Below are 17149 nucleotides of genomic sequence, written 5' to 3'. Positions count from 1 at the left end.
CAATGAAAGTTAGAGCCCAGATCGGCATGGTGCTGAACCTCGATAAATGTATCGGCTGCCACACCTGCTCCGTGACCTGTAAAAACGTCTGGACCTCTCGCGAGGGGGTCGAGTACGCCTGGTTTAACAACGTCGAGACTAAACCCGGTGTCGGCTATCCCAAAGAGTGGGAAAACCAGGACAAGTGGAACGGCGGCTGGACCCGCAAGAAAAACGGCAAGTTGCAGCCCAAGATCGGCAGCAAGCACCGGGTGCTGGCCAACCTGTTTGGCAACCCGGATATGCCGGAAATCGACGACTACTACGAGCCGTTCGACTTCGACTATCAGACCCTGCACAAGGCGCCGGAGCAAAAACACCAGCCGGTGGCCCGCCCGCGCTCGCTGATCAGTGGCGAGCGTATGGAGAAGATCGAGTGGGGTCCCAACTGGGAAGAAATTCTCGGTACCGAATTCGACAAGCGTAAGAAGGACAAGAACTTCGAACAGGTCCAGGCGGATATCTACGGTGAGTTCGAAAACACCTTTATGATGTACCTGCCACGCCTGTGCGAGCACTGCCTCAATCCAGCCTGTGTCTCTGCCTGCCCCAGCGGTGCCATTTACAAGCGCGAAGAGGACGGCATCGTCCTGATCGACCAGGACAAATGCCGCGGCTGGCGCATGTGTGTGTCAGCCTGTCCCTACAAGAAGATCTACTACAACTGGAAAACTGGTAAATCCGAGAAGTGTATCTTCTGTTACCCGCGTATTGAGGCGGGCCAGCCAACCATCTGTTCCGAAACCTGCGTGGGCCGTATCCGCTACCTGGGGGTGCTGCTCTATGATGCCGACCGCATCGAGGAAGCCGCTGCGGTAGAAGACGAAAAAGCCCTCTACCAAGCCCAGTGCGATATCTTCCTCGACCCCAGCGACCCCAATGTCCAGGAAGCTGCTCGCGCCGAGGGTATCCCCGAAGCCTGGCTCGAAGCCGCGCAGAAATCCCCGGTGTACAAGATGGCCATCGACTGGCAGATCGCCCTGCCACTGCACCCGGAGTACCGCACCCTGCCCATGGTTTGGTACGTGCCGCCGCTGTCTCCGATCCAGAACGCAGTGCAGGCCGGCCAAGTGGAAACCGTCACTGTGGGGCGCGGCGCCGAGATCCCCGATCTCTCCACCCTGCGTATCCCGTTGCAATACCTGGCCAACCTGCTCACCGCCGGCGACGAAAAGCCAGTGGCCCGCGCCTTGGAACGCATGATTGTGATGCGCGCCTATATGCGTGGCATCCATGTGGACGGCGTGCAGGAACGCGAGTTGCTGGAAGAGGCCGGGATGACCGTAGCCCAGGTAGAAGAGATGTACCGCTATATGGCCCTGGCCAATTACGAAGACCGCTTCGTGGTGCCTTCAAGCCACAAGGCTTACGCCGAGAACGCCTACGACATGAAGTCCTCCTGTGGTTTCAGCTTCGGCAACGGCTGCAGCACTGGCAACGACAGCACCAATATCTTCGGCGGCAAGCAGAATGCAGTGCGCGAAGTGATACCGGCCAAAGTGGTCGACTGAAGCCGAGGGGAGAGTACCGATGAAAGTATTAAACCTGATCGCCCGCCTGCTGGATTACCCGTCCGATGAGCTGGTGGCGCACCTGGATGAGTTAACCAACTGGGTGGCGGAATCCGAAGACCTGGATAAGCCCCTGCGCGATTTGCTGCTGGCGTTTATCTCTCATTACGAGCGTATGGATGCGCTCGATTGGCAAAGTGAATACGACGGCCTGTTCGAACGCGGCCGGGCTGTGTCCCTGCACCTGTTCGAACATATCCACGGCGAATCCCGCGATCGCGGCCAGGCCATGGTGGATCTGATGAACCGCTACAGAGCCGCCGGCCTGGAACTGAATGAGCGCGAACTGCCAGATTACCTGCCCACCTACTTAGAGTTCTGCGCCACCCAAGGTGAAGCGGCCTACGGTTGGGTGCACGATATCACCCATGTGATTGCCCTGTTGAGCGCGCGCCTTTCAAAGCGCGAGAGCCCCTATCACCTGTTGATGGATGCGCTCTTGCAGATGGCCGGAGTCTTCGTCGACCTGACCGCGCTCAAAGAAGAAGTCGCCAATGAGGAGCGCGACGATACCCCCGAGGCGCTGGACAAGATCTGGGAGGAAGAGGTGGTCAGCTTTACCGGCGCCAACAATTGTGACCAGTCCATAGCGCGGCCCAGCGCTGCGCAGCTGCGCGACGGCCAGCCCCTAACCTGGGCCTCCAGTGCCAAAGATGCCGCGCAGAATTCTGCCCAGCCCGTACCACAGGAGTAACAAGATGAACTATCTGAATACGCTGCTCTTTGCCATCTATCCCTTTGTTGCCCTCACGGTGTTTCTGGTGGGGAGCCTGATCCGCTATGACCGCGATCAATATACCTGGCGCACCGGCTCCAGCCAGTTGTTGGAGCACAAGCAATTGCGCATCGGCAGTTACCTGTTCCATATCGGGGTGATTGCCATTCTCGCGGGCCATTTTGTCGGCCTGCTTACGCCCAAAGCGGTGTGGCACTTACTCGGCATTGAAGCTTCCACCAAGCAGATGATGGCAATGGTTATCGGCGGTTTCTTCGGGGTAATCTGCTTTATCGGCCTAACCATTTTGATTAAGCGCCGCCTCACCAATCCGCGAGTGCGCGCCACCACTTCCAAAATGGACCTGACCATACTGCTGATGCTTTACGCCCAGTTAATCCTCGGCCTGATCAGTATCCTGGTTTCCGCCGGCCATATGGACGGTGCCGAAATGCTCAAACTGATGACCTGGGCCCAGTCCATTGTCACCCTCGATGGCTCCGCAGCCGCAGCGGCTATCGCCGACGTAAATATCATCTACAAGCTGCATATTTTCCTCGGTATGACCCTGTTCCTGCTGTTCCCCTTCAGCCGCCTGGTGCACGTATGGAGTGTTCCAGTGCAGTACTTCCGCCGCAATTACCAGGTAGTGCGCGCCAAAGCCGCGCGCTAATCCCAGCAATCGTTAACCAGGCCCGCCAAGTGTGGGCCTTGTGTGGAGAAGAGTCATGAGTGCATTACTAGCTTCCGACGCCGCCGGGCACGAATTCGAACTGGCTGAAGCCGTGGCCGTGAACGGCAGTGAAATTCCCGCAGACCTGATTTATCAGGAGATGCAATACCAGACCGCCAACTCCCCGCGCCAAGCAATTTACCGCGCTGCACGGGCATTGGTTATCGGTTGGCTGTTACGGGAAAAGGCCGCAGGGCAGGGGCTTTGCGCCGCCGATGAAGACCTGCACAGCGAGGCCTTCGACCACGCCGTTTCAGATCTTTTGAAAGGTGAGTTGCAAGTGCCCCCGGCCAGTGAAGCCGAGTGCCGCGCCTATTTCGAAGCCCACCCACATAAATTCCGCTCCGATCCCCTCGCCGAAGTGCGCCATATCCTGATCCCGGCCGCACCGGATGACTCCGAAGCCTGCGCCAAAGCGCGCGCCGCCGCTGAGGAAATGCTCAAGCAGATCCGCAACGATGCCAATCCGCTACAGACCTTCGCCCAGTTAGCCCAATCCCACTCCGCCTGTTCCTCCGCCGAAGCCGGTGGCAGCCTCGGCCAAGTAGGGCGCGGTGATACCGTCGCGTCCTTCGAGCGCGCAGTATTTGAGCAGGGCACCGGTTTGGTAGCAGAACCTGTGGAGACCCCCTACGGTGTGCATCTGATATATGTGGAACACTGCGAGTCGGGCCGCCCGCTGGAATACGAATATGTTTCGGAGCGAATCGAGGAATACCTAACTGAAAAACGCCGCCGCCAGATGACTAGCGACTATCTGCAAAAAATGGTGCAAGCCGCGCAAATCTCCGGCCTGGATTTATCGGGGGAGGCCCACTGAGGGGCAGAGATTCGCCAACCGTTCGCACACGATTGCGACTGGGTAAATTGAAGTGGAATTCTTAATCCAGTACAGGTACAAATCCACTTGTTAATCTTTTCTATATAAGAGGCCGTAACCTAAACCACTAGTAGCCCCAAATAGAAGGCCTACTGTAAGTACATGCGTTAGATAAATTAACCAACCCCAAAGCGTTGGATAGCCATTAACTGCTTTTATTACATCTATGCCGATTAAAGTATCTTCAACCCTGCCAATGTAACTGCCATCAGGGTACGGCCAGTCATTAATTCCAGGATATAGAGAGCCAACAATTAAACCTAGACACATACACTTAAATAGATTTAACCCACAGTATCTTTCTATGATTAATGCAAGTGGTACATAAATCATCATGTGTGCTAGCGATATAGGAATTGAAAAAATCAAAATAAATGCTGGGCCGGCTGAGTTTATTTTAGAAAATCCTAACGTACCTGCCAGTAACAAAAGTACTATCGAAGGAATAAGGCTTGCAGCAATGATTGATGGTATATGTCGCACAGAGATTTGGTTTGAACTTACGTCCAGAAATTATAAGCTATCATAGGGTGCCTAAGCTATGTAATTGATTGATGTGTCATATCCAGCTAGTACTTTAGCATCAAAGTGTCACATGATGTCTAAATGTGTTAGTGTGACTGTCTTCGCAAAGACCAGAGCGCAGCGATTATTACTATTCCACAAAAACCTAAATATATTATTTTGCCGTTCAAATTTTCAATATCAACACACTGCCAATTTTCACACTGACGGACTATAAAAACATTTCTCGGATCAATCCAGAAAATTATACCTGCCGTTATTGCGAAAAATATAACCGGGTAGGATCTTACTTTTGGGGCAACTTCGGCCAAGAATGCCGCAAGCCAGAAAGCGAACGGTGATGCTAAATATAACTTTAATTGGCTCTGTCCAGAGAAAATCAAGCTGGTAATTGTACTGAAAAAAGCACACAGCCCGATAAAGAATCTAAGTCCGCTTAATCTGGAAAGACCACCATCATCCTTGGTAAATTTGTAGCCATATCTTTTCATGGTTTATACTAGTGTATTGATGGGCAACCTAGGTGTAAACCGTTAGCCATTGAATTTGAAGCTCAATCTAGTCTTAGATTTACACCAGCTTCCTGACCAGTCAAATTTCCAGCTTCTTACTGCTTTTACAGCAGATCAATCAAATAAGTTATCCGGCTCTGACTCTACAATTTCAATATCTTGCAAAGTTCCATCAGGATTAAGCAGGGCAATTAGCACTACCCAGCCATCTACAGGTCGTCGGTACTCTCTCATTGGATATTTAGGGTCATATCCCTCAATGCGCTGAAGATTTTCTGGGCAAGGAGTGGTGTTTTTCTCCGACAAAAAAAAGAATAGCGTTAATATGAACTTATCCTGATAAGCTTCCTTGTTGTCTATTATTTTCTTCATTAATCACTGAAATAGTTCTTTCTATAAATCTTTTATAAGCTTTTTGGGGTAGGAATGGGGATTTATTATTTATATTGAACTTTTCCAAAATATCCTTAACTTGTGTATCAATCATTATTTGTTCCACACCCAATCCTTTTTGATGAAGCTCTTGAATTTTATTTATCCATGTAAAAGTATTTTTCCTGAATTCAAGCAAAGATGACTTGTTTGCTGGAGCACCATGCCCAGGTATTATCAAACTCTGATCATCACCCAGATTTAAAATGGCCTCAATGGCTTCATTAAAACCTTTAATTCCGCCAGCATAAAATGTTGGATGCCAGCTGGTATCGAATACATCACCAACAAATATAGAATTACTTTCCTTATGGTAATAAATATTGTCGATTGTTGTATGAGACTTGACTTTAATGTGAGTGAGTTCATCTAAGTTGAAGCTGCTCTCTATCAGTTTTCCACCTTGCTTTTCAAAGTGCGCGTTTCCACCGGTGTGGTCAGAATGCGCGTGTGTGTTTAAGATGAAGGAGATAGGCTTATCGTAAATTGATCGAATCGCTTGATCTAACGCACTTAACTGATTATTTCCTGGCATAGGATCAATGAGTACCAATCCATTTTCCGTTGATATTAAGCCAATATTCGTTCCGTACTCTTTTCCACTCAAGATATGTAGGCGTTCAGATACTTTTTGCATACTAACGCTACTTGATAAAGCGATAGAGCTGGTGAGTAGAAATAAAGTGGAGGTCAGAATTATAAATCCTTTCAAAACTAATCCTCTTGCATTGTAATAAATGGTTCTTTAGTGTGTATTGGCTTTGTCAGTTGCACTTTGGATACGGGATGGTATTGGGCTACTTTGGTAAGGCTAGCCAAAAACGTTAACTGCACATAATTGCTAGCCGTAGCTATTCCACGCTAATTTTAATTTCATCAATAGGGTAAGCCGGCTTAATTTTGAGCACAACTTAGTGTCTTGATGAAGGCAATGCATGATATTTAAGTAACCAGTAATGTGAATTAATGTTTGCTGGGGAGAACTAGCTACTTCATTGAATGAAAACCGATATTATTTCCTTCGGTATCTTGCGCTATTGCGATAAAACCATGCTCTCCAATAGACATTTTAGGCACTACTACCTTCCCACCTGCTGGCTCGACTCTGGCCAGTTCAACAGAACAATCTTCGCTATCAAAATACGCTAGAGTGCTATTACCTCCAGCTTCAACACCCTCCATTTTACAAATTGCTCCACTTGCACCCGGCTCTTGTTTCATTGGAAATGCCCACATCTCGGGTTGAGGGAAGTCTTTTACTTCGTCAGGATTGTCTAATCGAGTTAACTCCTGCTTGAGAACAGCTTCATAAAATGACTTTGCACGAACCATATCATTTACATAAATTTCAAACCAACAAACTGCATTTGTATTCATTTGAGTATCCTCACTGTTAAGTATCTAAGTATGGTTTGTATTTCTGGAGACATAACGAAGTTTTAGAAAGATCATTTATATTTTACGCGCAATAATGAAAACTACCATGTCATGCATTCCATGCTGCCATAGAACTTCAATGGTAAAACCAGCGTCTTGAATTTCTTTCTCTAATTTTACTTTTGTTAGGATGAAGACATCGGGCATTAAGCCCATGAATTTTCCCAGAGGCGCTAAGAGCTTAATAAACCGTATATAGGAATTACCCATACAAACGGTACTACTTACGAAAACGCCACCAGGCTTGAGGATTCTAGCAGCTTCTGCCAAAACATCTCTTCTATCTGGTAATAAGTGAATAACATTTAAACCCAATACTGCATCAAAACTTGCAGACTCAGCATTGAATTCGGTTAATGTACCTCTGGTAAATCTAATATTATCGATGCAGGCTTCCCTGGCCTTAGTTCGACCAATCTCAAGCATATTTTCAGATATATCTACCGCTTCAATATGTTGCACATGTGGAGCGTGGCAAATCGCTGTAGTCCCTGTTCCGCAACCAAACTCCAAAATATTCATATCAGGCTTAAAGAATTTCTGAGTATCTGAGAGCTTCTTCTGATAACTTGCCTCGTCAGAAATAGGGCTCCTGGCATACTCCTCTGCTTTTCTATCCCAGAACTTATCAGACCTAGTCATATCAGTTCCTATATAAATGCCAAGGCGTTATCGGCGCTGACTCCTGACTCATTACGCCTCAAGCTGCGGACTGCAGTGCCCGAAAGCCTTAACATTTTAAGTTTCAAAACCCATTAAGAACACCCCACAACTTATCCCAGCGTTCAAGCTTTTCATCAGCACTCAACAGTCTTGGCTGAATTTGAATAGGGTTGCCAAGTTGATTCACGTCTTGCAATAAATTGGAATTTACTGCTCCGCGAAGTTGACCATTTATATTGCAGCCTACGGCTAGTAGTTCATTACAAGCTTTGCAATGGTAGAAATTAGCAAGCTGATCACCATTTTGTTTAGTTAAAATCCCATCACCAATGAAAACTACTGACATATTCGGATCACTAATAATACGTGACGGGTTGGCTTGGCAATAATTACAATCGCAAATGCGCGGATTCAAACCTTCGAGTAGTCCAGCTAACTGAACTTCAACCCGCCAACGCTTACATTTACACGATCCCTGAAAGAGCATAATAATTAGCGCCAATTACGATGAAAGGTACGCTCGCCTCAATTGCCGGAGGCTACTGGCGCCTTTTTTCAGAGCTTTGGCAAAAAAGGTGACAGCAACCGCAGATCAGATTGCTTGCACTTGGTACGCCCAGCATAGGCGTGAACTAATAGGGTGAAACTCCCCTGTAGGAAGATCATCATTTAATGGCATTCCATTAAATGCTAACTACCAGCGAATGGCAACTGCAACAGGGTGAGATCTTTGGGTAAGGGTGCCACTGAAAAACTACAAATTATCGAATAGAAACATCACTTAATGCTTAGCCTAGAGGCGAGGTGGTCAAGGGCACTGAAGCCATGTGATCTAATGGGTAGAGTAAATGATGAAGTTGTGTAGTGAAAGTCACCCCCGTATCAGGGGAGATCTGTGTAACCTGCTGGTATGAAGCTGTCAGCATGGCCGCTGACTCATAAGTAGGCCCAACCCGCTAGCCACCATCGCGGGGAAAAGAAGCGGTGAAACATAGCAGTGACTCGGTCAGTAATGACCAAGGTGATTAGGCAGAAGTCAGCCGGCAACATAGTAGTCTAATGCCAAGATTAATACCTTGGTCATGGTGAAGGCTTGAACCTAAATCCATTACGGACTGGGAGCCGCCCATTGCGGACCCGTACGATGGCTGGTGTGGAGGCCGGTAGCTAAAAACTACCGTCTACCCGATTTATATCCTTAGCTAAATAGTGGCACATCATCATGAATGTTCGACCAAGGAGGCTTTTCTGATGTATACACTTGGATTTTTGGTGCTAGCTCATCAGTATAATTTTTAATTATACCTAATGGTAAAACAAAATCGCCCGGGAAATGCTTCCCGTTAATAAGGTGGGTTGGTGTTCCACATGTGGAGCAGAAATTTTTGTATGATTTTTCGGTAGCTTGGTAATTGATAACCGAGTCTTCGCCTTTGGATAATGAGAATTGTTCTTTTGGAACAACAGCATAGGTACTGTGATCAGAGCCTTGTAACTTTCTACACATAGAGCAATGACACTTCACTACTGTCTTAATAGGAAGATTAAATTCCCATGCTACAGAACCACAATGACAGCCGCCTTTTATTTTATTCAATTTCGCATCTCCGTGAAATATAACCGTTGATTATATTCATTTATTATATTTTCTTCGGTTTAAGGTAAGGCTACATGTTAAACGACATATAATATATGATACAGATCATATTAAATTGTAGGCACATAAGAACTCATGCCTTATACAAAAGAGCATAAGGAAATTACTCGTAGACGAATTCTTGAAAGCGCGTTCAGGCTTTTTACGGTCAAGGGTTTTGATGGCGTTACAGTGGATGGAGTGATGAAAGATTGCGGGCTCACCAGAGGAGCGTTTTATGCTCACTTTGACAGCAAGGCGGTGTTGTATCGTGAGTCCTTAAAATTTGCAGTCAATGGCACTAAGCTTGCCGAACTTAAACCAGATGGCACTACCGATAAGGAATGGCTATGCCTACTGCTTGATGGATACCTTAGCTTAGAGCATGTGCGGGGTGAATACCCATGTCCACTTGCATTTTTAGCTACGGATATAACCATGCAGGATGAAGAAACAAAAGCAACTTACGCAAGCATCTACGATGGCATGAACAAAGCAATTTTGGAATACGCCAAAAGCTATGTTGATTGCGACGAAGATGATATTTTGTCAGTAACTGCAATGCTCATTGGTGCAGTAGCCATAGCAAGAATCATAGGTAACGAGAGTTCCGTTACAAAATTATTGCAAGCGTGTCGCCAACAGGCGGGGTTGAAATTGGGTGGAATATAACGCTGAGCATATGGGCGGCCGAAACAGAGCGAAGCGATGTATAGATCGTCCCAGCCCGCGCTATTTTCAGATGAAAGCTGCGTTTGTATGGTTGTTCTAGTTCGATTCAAATGTTGAAAACCCTTTTCGCTAACGGGTAAATTGAGACACACCTTCGCCGGTCACCGAAGATCTTTTCTGCCACAGTTCGTTGCATTGTCGGTTCATAAAGGCCGATAACAAGTATGAACGTAACAGACACTCATTAGGCATAACTCGAATAGTCATGTGGGACTCAAGCCCGAAATACCTATATTTTATGGAACCTCAAGAGATTAATATCGGTATCGATGCTAGTAGCATACAGCTCGATATTTTTGTGATATCAACTGGCCAATTCTTTACTGTTACCAATGATAAATATGGTATTAAGGACACCGTTCAACAACTGTAGTGCCTTAAACCCAGAAGAGTACTTATAGAGTCCACCGGAAGGCTTGAATTGGAGTTTGTCTGTGCTGCTCACAAGGCGGGACTGCCTATAGTTGTTTGCAATCATTCAAATGTAAGAAACTTTGTAAAGTCAACAGAGCAACTCGCCAAAGCTGACCAGCTGGATGCTGTCGAAATTGCTCACTTTAGGGAGGCAAAGAAGTCGATGTTATCGCCAATAAAACCAGTAAATTTAATATTAGAGACTTACTGCTGGATCTAGCATCGCTGGTTTAATAATGTGATGCTTTATACGCCAAATGGTAAAAAATTAACTTGCCTTTATTGACTTACTAGCAACAGTAACTGCAAAATAATCATGTTGTAAATTTTGTGTCAATTTCAATATTTGTTTTTTCGTAAGGATGCGTTAAATGAAAAAATTAAACTTACACCTATCGGTAGTTGCAATATTATTCTCGCTTCTCTCTCACCAAGCACTTTCTACAGATGTGTCATCTGGGTATAAAGCCAAAATAGAAATGGATTTTTTATTGGCCCCAATAAAAAATGAAGTTGATTTGGAAAACTATTTAGCTATTACTCCAATAGAGAATAGTCCTCTGAGAGTTCTGCCGGAAATAGAGCGAGATATATTTATTAATAGCTTGGTCTTTACCAAAAAAGGTCTCGCTTCATTTGATTACAGTGCACTTACTTATGGACCGAGTGTTACCGAAGTTTATAGCATTTTAGCGCTATTCGGGTCTCAATCCGTCACTCCATTTTTACCAGGTTTATCAGTAACATCCGGACCGGATAAATCGATAATGAATGCGGCCGATACTATGCCAGTCGCATCCCAGTTGCTTGATTATCAATGTAGGTGGAATAGCCCTATTAACCAATTTTCCTGTCTTTTTACTCCATTTCAAACTTGCTTTCCTGCTTGGTGCACCTGATAGTTAGTTAGGTTGATATCCCCACTCAACTGAGTGGGGATATCAAGAAGGCTAGAAGGGTTAGCTCTATATATTGAGATTGTTATCTAATTGGATGAGATTTCAAAATCATACTTGGGTTTACGAATCTAAAATTTACATTATGAGGAGGTCTATTGGTTAGATTACTGAAATATTTACATGCTTCATTCAATTCGATTTTCACAGTTGTAGTAGATGCAGGATTTCGCAGTAAGAAATAATAATAACCTCATCTCCTTTTTTAAAATAGATGATTAAAAATGAATAATATAAAAATATTGGTTTTTGTGATGCTAATTTTTAATGCAAGCTTTGAGGTTTGGGCAAGTACAAACAAACCAATAAAGAGCCTTTACAACCAAATAAATCAAATCTACAAAGATACACGAATGGATCCAAGTGGGAACAAATTACCTAAGAAGTTTTACTCAGATAACTTTAGTCCCATTATAAATTCTGAAGCCTTAAGTGATTTTAGTGGAATTGAACTGGAATACCTATTTCAAGCTACAAAAACCGCTATTGCTTATGATCCAGATGTCAATTACGCCAAAGATATGGCTAGAGTATTACATTATTTAAAGATAAAAAATCTTGTGAAAGAGCGTCACTTAGTTGCTCTGCAGGAGGCCTATATTGCAACTCGACAATTTGAATTAGCCAGCAACATGGTTGAACAAAAAAGTTCTGGATATTTACAAGTTATACCGGAAGTTCATAGGGTTAGCGAAAAAACATCTAGGCATCCTACAATTTGGAAAGTCGAGAAGAACTCTATTAAACAGAGTGCTTTTAGCATACCAGACAATGGCCCATTCATTTTGGTTGCATCAAACCCCTTATGTAGTTTTTCCATTTCAGCAGCTCAACATATTATTGTTGATGAGGAGCTATTAGAGATCTTCTCTGAATACTCATATTGGCTCACTGAGCCTAGGGGTAAACTGTATATTGAGGGGTTCCTAGATTGGTCGCGAAATTATCCAAGCTTACCCACAGGTTTGATGCATGAGACTCCACCATGGTCTGAGTTACCTGAGTTGCGTAGCAACATAGGAACTCCGGCATTTTATTTCTTTTCTGATGGTAAATTTATCGAATACTTTGTTGGTTGGCCACGAGAGGGAGAACCTGAAGCACTGAATAATGCTCTCAGGAATGTCGGTTTGAATCGTTCTGAAAAACAAATATCTGTAATGAATAGGGGTGGCTAATGGACTTTACCGAGATTGATAACATCACTACTCAATATTTCTATGTAATGAAAAATAAACCCGTAGACGTATCAAGAATGCCATTAGCATTGTAAAACAGCTAAACCTGTAGATGATAATGCTGTCATCTAGGGCTGAAAAATTGATACCTTAATAAGTAAATTAGAGATCTGATCACATTTTTTAGGTTTGTAAGAGCAAAATTACTCTCTTTCAACAGGTTTGAGATAGACTTTAAAGCTTGTCACTCAGATTGCCAATATAGTCACTTAATATCTATCATTAGCGCTATTATTGCGTTGAACCAAATGTCATCGTTTACAAATAGGCATAATATGAAGGCATTCACACTAACTATTTTAGTTATTGCAGTACTATCTTTCTTTTTCTTACAGTCAGCGTTCTCTCTAGATGCTTCACTAAAAAGTCAAGGCGAAAAATTTACGCGCAGTAGTTTAATTAAACAAAAACAAAAATATTGGATGGATAAAAGAGAAAAGGATTACCAGCTTGCTCCAATAAAAAATCAATTAGAATTAGAAAAATACTTAGAGATTACTCCAACTGAGAAATCACCTTTGAATGCATTATCGGAAATAGAAAGAGAAATATTTATTAATAGTTTGACTTTTACTAGTAGAGGAATAGCTGGATTTGACTATAGCGTACTTAGCTATGGTCCAACGGCTACAGAAGTCTACAATATACTTGCATTATTCGGTTTTCAATCCAATACCCCATATTTACCAAACTTAACAGTAGCATCAGAATCAGATAGCTCAATAATGGCAGTAGCAAAAATTATGCAGGGCGACTTTGTTTTATTGGATAGTCTTTGCATATGGAATACTGATATTAAACAGTTCTTTTGTGGACAGCGCGGGCTTGAAATTTGTTTCCCAATGATTTGTTTGTAAATAATCCGTGTTTTGTAATTCGGTATTTTCCTATATATTGCAGTACATAAATCCTAGACCCCACTAAAAGCGACACACTTGGTGATAGCCAAGGAGGAAAGTTGGCTGTAGGCTGGTTAACTTCCACGCAAATAAGCCAGCAATCCCATGGAACCTGCACCAGCCAGCTGACCCTCAACGAACGATATCAGATTTAAGTCCTCAACGGGCCAGAGCCATTGCGCAACAACTCAGTCGTTCAAACAAAACCATTTCTCGTGAGCTAAATCGCTGTAGCCTTTATAGTGCGAAGAGCGCTCACTTACTATATATGGGTAGGTCGACATCGTGTGCGTATGGTCCTGTGTATTTCCATAATGTCGCTATCAAGTCCCACTTCATATTAAAGCCAATGTAGAAACGTCTAGTCGACGTTGGAAAATTTAAGAATGTGGCTCTAATTGCATGTCTGAGAAAGTAATTTATCATCCTGACTACCATGGTGAAAAACAACACCTATTGGGATGAAAATATTGCTTAAAAGCTTGACGAGTAACCATAGTCATTTGTTATGTGGTATGTCTTCATGCCAGCCGGCACGTGAGTACCGGACAGGGGGATGCTTTGGTTAGCACTTGGGTGTTGCCTTAGATGATCATAAAGCTCTGGGCGACTCTTAAGCTGATTAAGCAATTCGAGAGGACGCTGGCGGACTTCGCCAAAACGATACCCGGAGGCGGTTTGCGTTATCGTCTCCAGTGAAACCGAGATCCGCGCCGGCCTATCGGCTCACTCGCCACGCACGAGTAATTGCAGGTCCTCCGGATTCCCTTCGATAAGGCGGCTAAGGGATTCGGCGCGAGAGATCCGACCGTCTCTTAGCGTGTACAGGCTGATTACCTTGATTGTGAGCTGTTGGCCATCTTTCGCCTTCGCATCAGCTATCCGATCGCCCTCGCCAATTACGGAAAGGTAGTCGAACCTGACGGCTGAGTACTCCATTCGGAACAAATTGATACGCGAATCGAGTTGCGATCGGCCAATCGTTGTGTCGTCGATAACCTGCACGAAGTCTTCGGTAAAGTAGCGGTCGGTGACCTTAGAATCAGCGTTTGGATCACATACCGCTTTGGCCATCTCATCCAGAAACACTTCGGCCTGTTCACTATTCATTTTTCGGTTCTTCTCCATTCGCGTCAAATAGTGGCCGAACGTATGGCCAAGCATCTAACGCTAAAGTTGATCGAGCCGTCATGCAGTTCGCAAGAATATAACAATCTAGGCGAAGCCTATCCTGCGAATTTGATTATAGCGGCTTCGGGCCAGTACTCTGTTATGCGCAAGTTGGTCCGCCCAAACCTTCGGTAGCCGGTTGGCAGTAAAGACGACCGCTGTCCCGAAGGTTGAAAGTGAATAATGCACTAGCATTGCACCCGTTCATGAAACTCGAGTCAGAATTTCCATGGGAAGCGTGCATAACCCTGTTTTTATCAACCCTGAAAGCTCCCCATGCGTCATATGTCTCAAGGCGGAGCGTAGGCTGTACAGCCCAGCCACCGGCTGGGCGATCTTACCTGGCTCGCATTGAACGATCTGCTTGAACTGATTGCATTTATGTGATGTTTTGTCTTTGTGCCGGCGCATGCTAAGTATTGATGTATGATCCTATACCTCCATTGGAGGCTGGGTAGGCATCCTGACCTGGCGCAACGTTAGGCGATTTATAATTTGGACTTGTATCCATTGGTGCCGCAAAATGAATGACCATCAAGCCGCCAAGCAATGGAAATAGCCAAACCAAACTGCATTGAATTGCCTTTTGAACTCTATGTGAGTAATCAGAACGTATACACCTATATGTAGCATAAAGGTTGAAAGCAGCCAGCAAAACTAAAGAAATGATTAAAAAATATTCTTGATTCATAGATAGTTAGCTCCTGTAATTATGGCTGGTTTTTCGCAGGATAAAACCAGGCCAACAACCTGTGTCCGTTAGCTTTTTTTGGTACCTTTTAAATTTATAGCCTTTGGAAAGCTTTTACCTTTGAATGTCTTCAGCATTATTATCCCAATAATCGTGCCAATAGGGAAACCGAATAATAGTAAGAACGCGTGAAAAACAACGATTTTACGTGCTAATTCAATTTTGAATAATATAAGAAGATGAGATACAAAAAGAAAAGTCGTCACGCCCAATAAGGAATAAGATAGAGATTGTGTTTCATAACCTCTTAAAGATGACATTATTATGTAACTCCAAAATCCGAACCATAAAAGTAATATAAATGTTGACAAGTAGCTCCATATATTAAACTTTACTAGTTCCTTATGAATAAAGGAGTTCTCGTTGGCCTTAGGGGCAGCGTAAGGGTTTGAGCCATCTTCATCAGAAATACCATGAAATTCAGCTAGATCTACATTGATACTAAAATTATCTTTATTCATTTATTTAGAGTTTACCAATATTCTACTTCAATAGTGATATTGCCCACTAACAGTGGTATACAAAAGAAGAAGCATAATATCACTTATAAACATAGCTTAATATTGGGAAGCCGTTTTAATTTGGAAAAAATATATTAATCACTGTATTCACAAGCAGGAGCTACCTTATGAATATTTATCACCAGGATTCAGATTGGATTTCAGTTTGTTAAACCCAAACAGGTTACTTGCCTGGATGCTACTGGCGTCCTACATCTGGATAGATCGTGGCTGCGGGTGATCTATCCTTCGTAGTTATGCCTATTGTTTATCGACTTCGTTTTCCCATTCTTCTTCACTTGTTTGGTTTAGAATGCTTTCATATGCCTGAATGGAAGCTCTAATATAAGTAAGGTCTTCGTAACTAAATGACATTTTACATCTTTCGTTTCATGTACTTACAAGGTGTTGATGTACAAATCTATGCATGTCCAAGCTTATTACCTTGTGTCATACAGAGCTACTATATATAAGATTCATAGTTTCTGCTGGTTCTTTAATCTATTTGACTTTATGGCTGTTTCAACCTCTTTAGCTTCTTTCAATATTTTAGACTTGTTTTTCTCAACAAACTTTCTAATATCTTCCTTGCTAATCTGTTTGTCTTTAATCGTCATTTTTTCGATCTCTCATACGGTCAATCTCAGTTGGATTTGTTTGTTTTCCCGATGGTTCTTCTATTGTTGTATCCTTTGATTTCTTTTTCACTTCTTCAGCATGTTTCTTCATCTTTGATCGAATCTTATTGATTCGATCTTTCTCTTCTTGTGAGAATTTATAACCACTCATAATTTTTTCATTCCGACTCTTTTTCCGTGGTAAATCTCAGGCGCTGAAAATCCTTGGCTTTCGTAGTAATCAATTGCACCTTTTACTGGGTCTAATACCCAAACCTCGTCAGCACTAATTAAGTTGGCATAAACCGTAGCTCCAAAAGATAATATTGGAAAGACACCTTCTCCCAAGGGATTTGGTCTTACCGGTGTAGATTCGATAAGGTTCATTCTTACCTTTGTACCATGCTTGGATGCAAATCCATAACAAAGCCCGCAAAGTTGATTCTCAAACCAAACTGACATTTCATATCTTTTTGGCTTCTTCTGATATGCATTAAATTCTGGCTCCCAGTCCCAACTGGCTCTCGAAGATCTTAGATTTGATCCTCTCATTTCTTTCCAAGAGTCAGCCAGTCTTGCTGTCTTCAAACTAATGCCTTTTATTGATGTCTGGGGCCATGATTCCTGTGTAATAGACCAAACCTCTTCCCTGAGCGCTTGGTAGTATCCAATAACAGAAGGGTAATTGTGAAAAGCTGAATCTTCCATAGTATTTCCTATACTTAAATC

Annotated in this window: 22 protein-coding genes; 8 read left to right on the top strand and 14 right to left on the bottom strand. The window is 43.9% G+C overall.

Features of this window, described 5'->3' with window-relative positions:
- The first annotated feature begins 2 nt into the window (after window positions 1–2).
- The 4 genes from narH to ACJJH9_RS19410 are packed head-to-tail and all read left to right on the top strand — an operon-like array spanning window position 3 to window position 3878.
- Window positions 3–1550, top strand: a complete 1548-nt coding sequence (narH, locus tag ACJJH9_RS19425) for a nitrate reductase subunit beta (RefSeq protein WP_444923735.1) — start codon at window positions 3–5, stop codon at window positions 1548–1550.
- 19 nt (window positions 1551–1569) lie between these two features.
- Window positions 1570–2304 carry a nitrate reductase molybdenum cofactor assembly chaperone gene (narJ, locus tag ACJJH9_RS19420; protein ID WP_444891628.1) on the top strand — a complete coding sequence of 245 codons (735 nt, stop codon included), beginning with the start codon at window positions 1570–1572 and terminating at the stop codon, window positions 2302–2304.
- A gap of 4 nt (window positions 2305–2308) precedes the next feature.
- Window positions 2309–2998, top strand: coding sequence for a respiratory nitrate reductase subunit gamma (gene narI / locus ACJJH9_RS19415; protein ID WP_252084097.1), 690 nt, complete (start codon window positions 2309–2311; stop codon window positions 2996–2998).
- A 55-nt stretch (window positions 2999–3053) separates the two neighbouring features.
- Entirely contained in the window at window positions 3054–3878 is an 825-nt protein-coding gene (locus tag ACJJH9_RS19410) for a peptidylprolyl isomerase (protein ID WP_444923734.1), read from the top strand.
- A gap of 90 nt (window positions 3879–3968) precedes the next feature.
- Here ACJJH9_RS19410 and ACJJH9_RS19405 read toward each other — a convergent pair whose 3' ends face one another.
- The 8 genes from ACJJH9_RS19405 to ACJJH9_RS19370 form a co-directional block, all read right to left on the bottom strand.
- Window positions 3969–4367, bottom strand: coding sequence for a hypothetical protein (locus tag ACJJH9_RS19405; RefSeq protein ID WP_444923733.1), 399 nt, complete (start codon window positions 4365–4367; stop codon window positions 3969–3971).
- Window positions 4368–4549: 182 nt separating this feature from the next.
- Window positions 4550–4954: a hypothetical protein gene (locus ACJJH9_RS19400; RefSeq protein WP_444923732.1), complete on the bottom strand. Its 405-nt coding sequence runs from the start codon at window positions 4952–4954 to the stop codon at window positions 4550–4552.
- Between the two features lie 135 nt (window positions 4955–5089).
- The gene (locus ACJJH9_RS19395) at window positions 5090–5347 is read right to left on the bottom strand and encodes a TonB family protein (protein WP_444923731.1); all 258 of its coding nucleotides are present in this window, start codon (window positions 5345–5347) and stop codon (window positions 5090–5092) included.
- On the bottom strand, window positions 5307–6119 hold the full coding sequence (locus ACJJH9_RS19390) for an MBL fold metallo-hydrolase (protein WP_444923730.1): 813 nt from the start codon (window positions 6117–6119) through the stop codon (window positions 5307–5309). The genes ACJJH9_RS19395 and ACJJH9_RS19390 overlap by 41 nt, the downstream gene beginning before the upstream one ends.
- A gap of 275 nt (window positions 6120–6394) precedes the next feature.
- Complete coding sequence (locus tag ACJJH9_RS19385; RefSeq protein ID WP_252084102.1) at window positions 6395–6784, bottom strand: VOC family protein; 390 nt, start codon at window positions 6782–6784, stop codon at window positions 6395–6397.
- Window positions 6785–6859: 75 nt separating this feature from the next.
- Window positions 6860–7486 (bottom strand): class I SAM-dependent methyltransferase, encoded by a 627-nt coding sequence (locus tag ACJJH9_RS19380; protein WP_444923729.1) that lies wholly within the window; start codon window positions 7484–7486, stop codon window positions 6860–6862.
- A 103-nt stretch (window positions 7487–7589) separates the two neighbouring features.
- Complete coding sequence (locus ACJJH9_RS19375; protein WP_444920668.1) at window positions 7590–7853, bottom strand: hypothetical protein; 264 nt, start codon at window positions 7851–7853, stop codon at window positions 7590–7592.
- 852 nt (window positions 7854–8705) lie between these two features.
- Window positions 8706–9104, bottom strand: a complete 399-nt coding sequence (locus tag ACJJH9_RS19370; protein ID WP_444887722.1) for a GFA family protein — start codon at window positions 9102–9104, stop codon at window positions 8706–8708.
- Window positions 9105–9239: 135 nt separating this feature from the next.
- Here ACJJH9_RS19370 and ACJJH9_RS19365 point away from each other — a divergent pair, with 135 nt between their 5' ends.
- The 4 genes from ACJJH9_RS19365 (at window position 9240) to ACJJH9_RS19350 (ending at window position 13340) form a co-directional block, all read left to right on the top strand.
- Entirely contained in the window at window positions 9240–9815 is a 576-nt protein-coding gene (locus ACJJH9_RS19365) for a TetR/AcrR family transcriptional regulator (RefSeq protein ID WP_143729755.1), read from the top strand.
- Between the two features lie 845 nt (window positions 9816–10660).
- Window positions 10661–11188 (top strand): hypothetical protein, encoded by a 528-nt coding sequence (locus ACJJH9_RS19360; RefSeq protein WP_444883378.1) that lies wholly within the window; start codon window positions 10661–10663, stop codon window positions 11186–11188.
- A 281-nt stretch (window positions 11189–11469) separates the two neighbouring features.
- The gene (locus ACJJH9_RS19355) at window positions 11470–12423 is read left to right on the top strand and encodes a hypothetical protein (RefSeq protein WP_444923728.1); all 954 of its coding nucleotides are present in this window, start codon (window positions 11470–11472) and stop codon (window positions 12421–12423) included.
- A gap of 335 nt (window positions 12424–12758) precedes the next feature.
- On the top strand, window positions 12759–13340 hold the full coding sequence (locus ACJJH9_RS19350; protein ID WP_444923727.1) for a hypothetical protein: 582 nt from the start codon (window positions 12759–12761) through the stop codon (window positions 13338–13340).
- A 768-nt stretch (window positions 13341–14108) separates the two neighbouring features.
- Here ACJJH9_RS19350 and ACJJH9_RS19345 read toward each other — a convergent pair.
- The 6 genes from ACJJH9_RS19345 to ACJJH9_RS19320 all read right to left on the bottom strand — a co-directional run bounded on the left by ACJJH9_RS19345 (window position 14109) and on the right by ACJJH9_RS19320 (window position 17128).
- Window positions 14109–14510 (bottom strand): nuclear transport factor 2 family protein, encoded by a 402-nt coding sequence (locus tag ACJJH9_RS19345; RefSeq protein WP_444925239.1) that lies wholly within the window; start codon window positions 14508–14510, stop codon window positions 14109–14111.
- A gap of 454 nt (window positions 14511–14964) precedes the next feature.
- On the bottom strand, window positions 14965–15243 hold the full coding sequence (locus ACJJH9_RS19340) for a hypothetical protein (protein WP_444923726.1): 279 nt from the start codon (window positions 15241–15243) through the stop codon (window positions 14965–14967).
- Between the two features lie 68 nt (window positions 15244–15311).
- Window positions 15312–15764 carry a hypothetical protein gene (locus tag ACJJH9_RS19335; RefSeq protein ID WP_444923725.1) on the bottom strand — a complete coding sequence of 151 codons (453 nt, stop codon included), beginning with the start codon at window positions 15762–15764 and terminating at the stop codon, window positions 15312–15314.
- A gap of 515 nt (window positions 15765–16279) precedes the next feature.
- Window positions 16280–16420: a hypothetical protein gene (locus ACJJH9_RS19330; RefSeq protein ID WP_444887732.1), complete on the bottom strand. Its 141-nt coding sequence runs from the start codon at window positions 16418–16420 to the stop codon at window positions 16280–16282.
- The gene (locus ACJJH9_RS19325) at window positions 16410–16592 is read right to left on the bottom strand and encodes a hypothetical protein (protein WP_152450517.1); all 183 of its coding nucleotides are present in this window, start codon (window positions 16590–16592) and stop codon (window positions 16410–16412) included. Before ACJJH9_RS19325 ends, ACJJH9_RS19330 begins: the two co-directional genes overlap by 11 nt.
- Window positions 16589–17128, bottom strand: a complete 540-nt coding sequence (locus tag ACJJH9_RS19320) for a hypothetical protein (RefSeq protein WP_444887733.1) — start codon at window positions 17126–17128, stop codon at window positions 16589–16591. Before ACJJH9_RS19320 ends, ACJJH9_RS19325 begins: the two co-directional genes overlap by 4 nt.
- Window positions 17129–17149 lie beyond the last annotated feature (21 nt).

Source organism: Microbulbifer mixtoriginis (SeqCode) (genome assembly GCF_052466715.1).
Note: the sequence above shows the minus strand (reverse complement) of the source record. Positions and strands in the feature narration are given on the sequence as shown.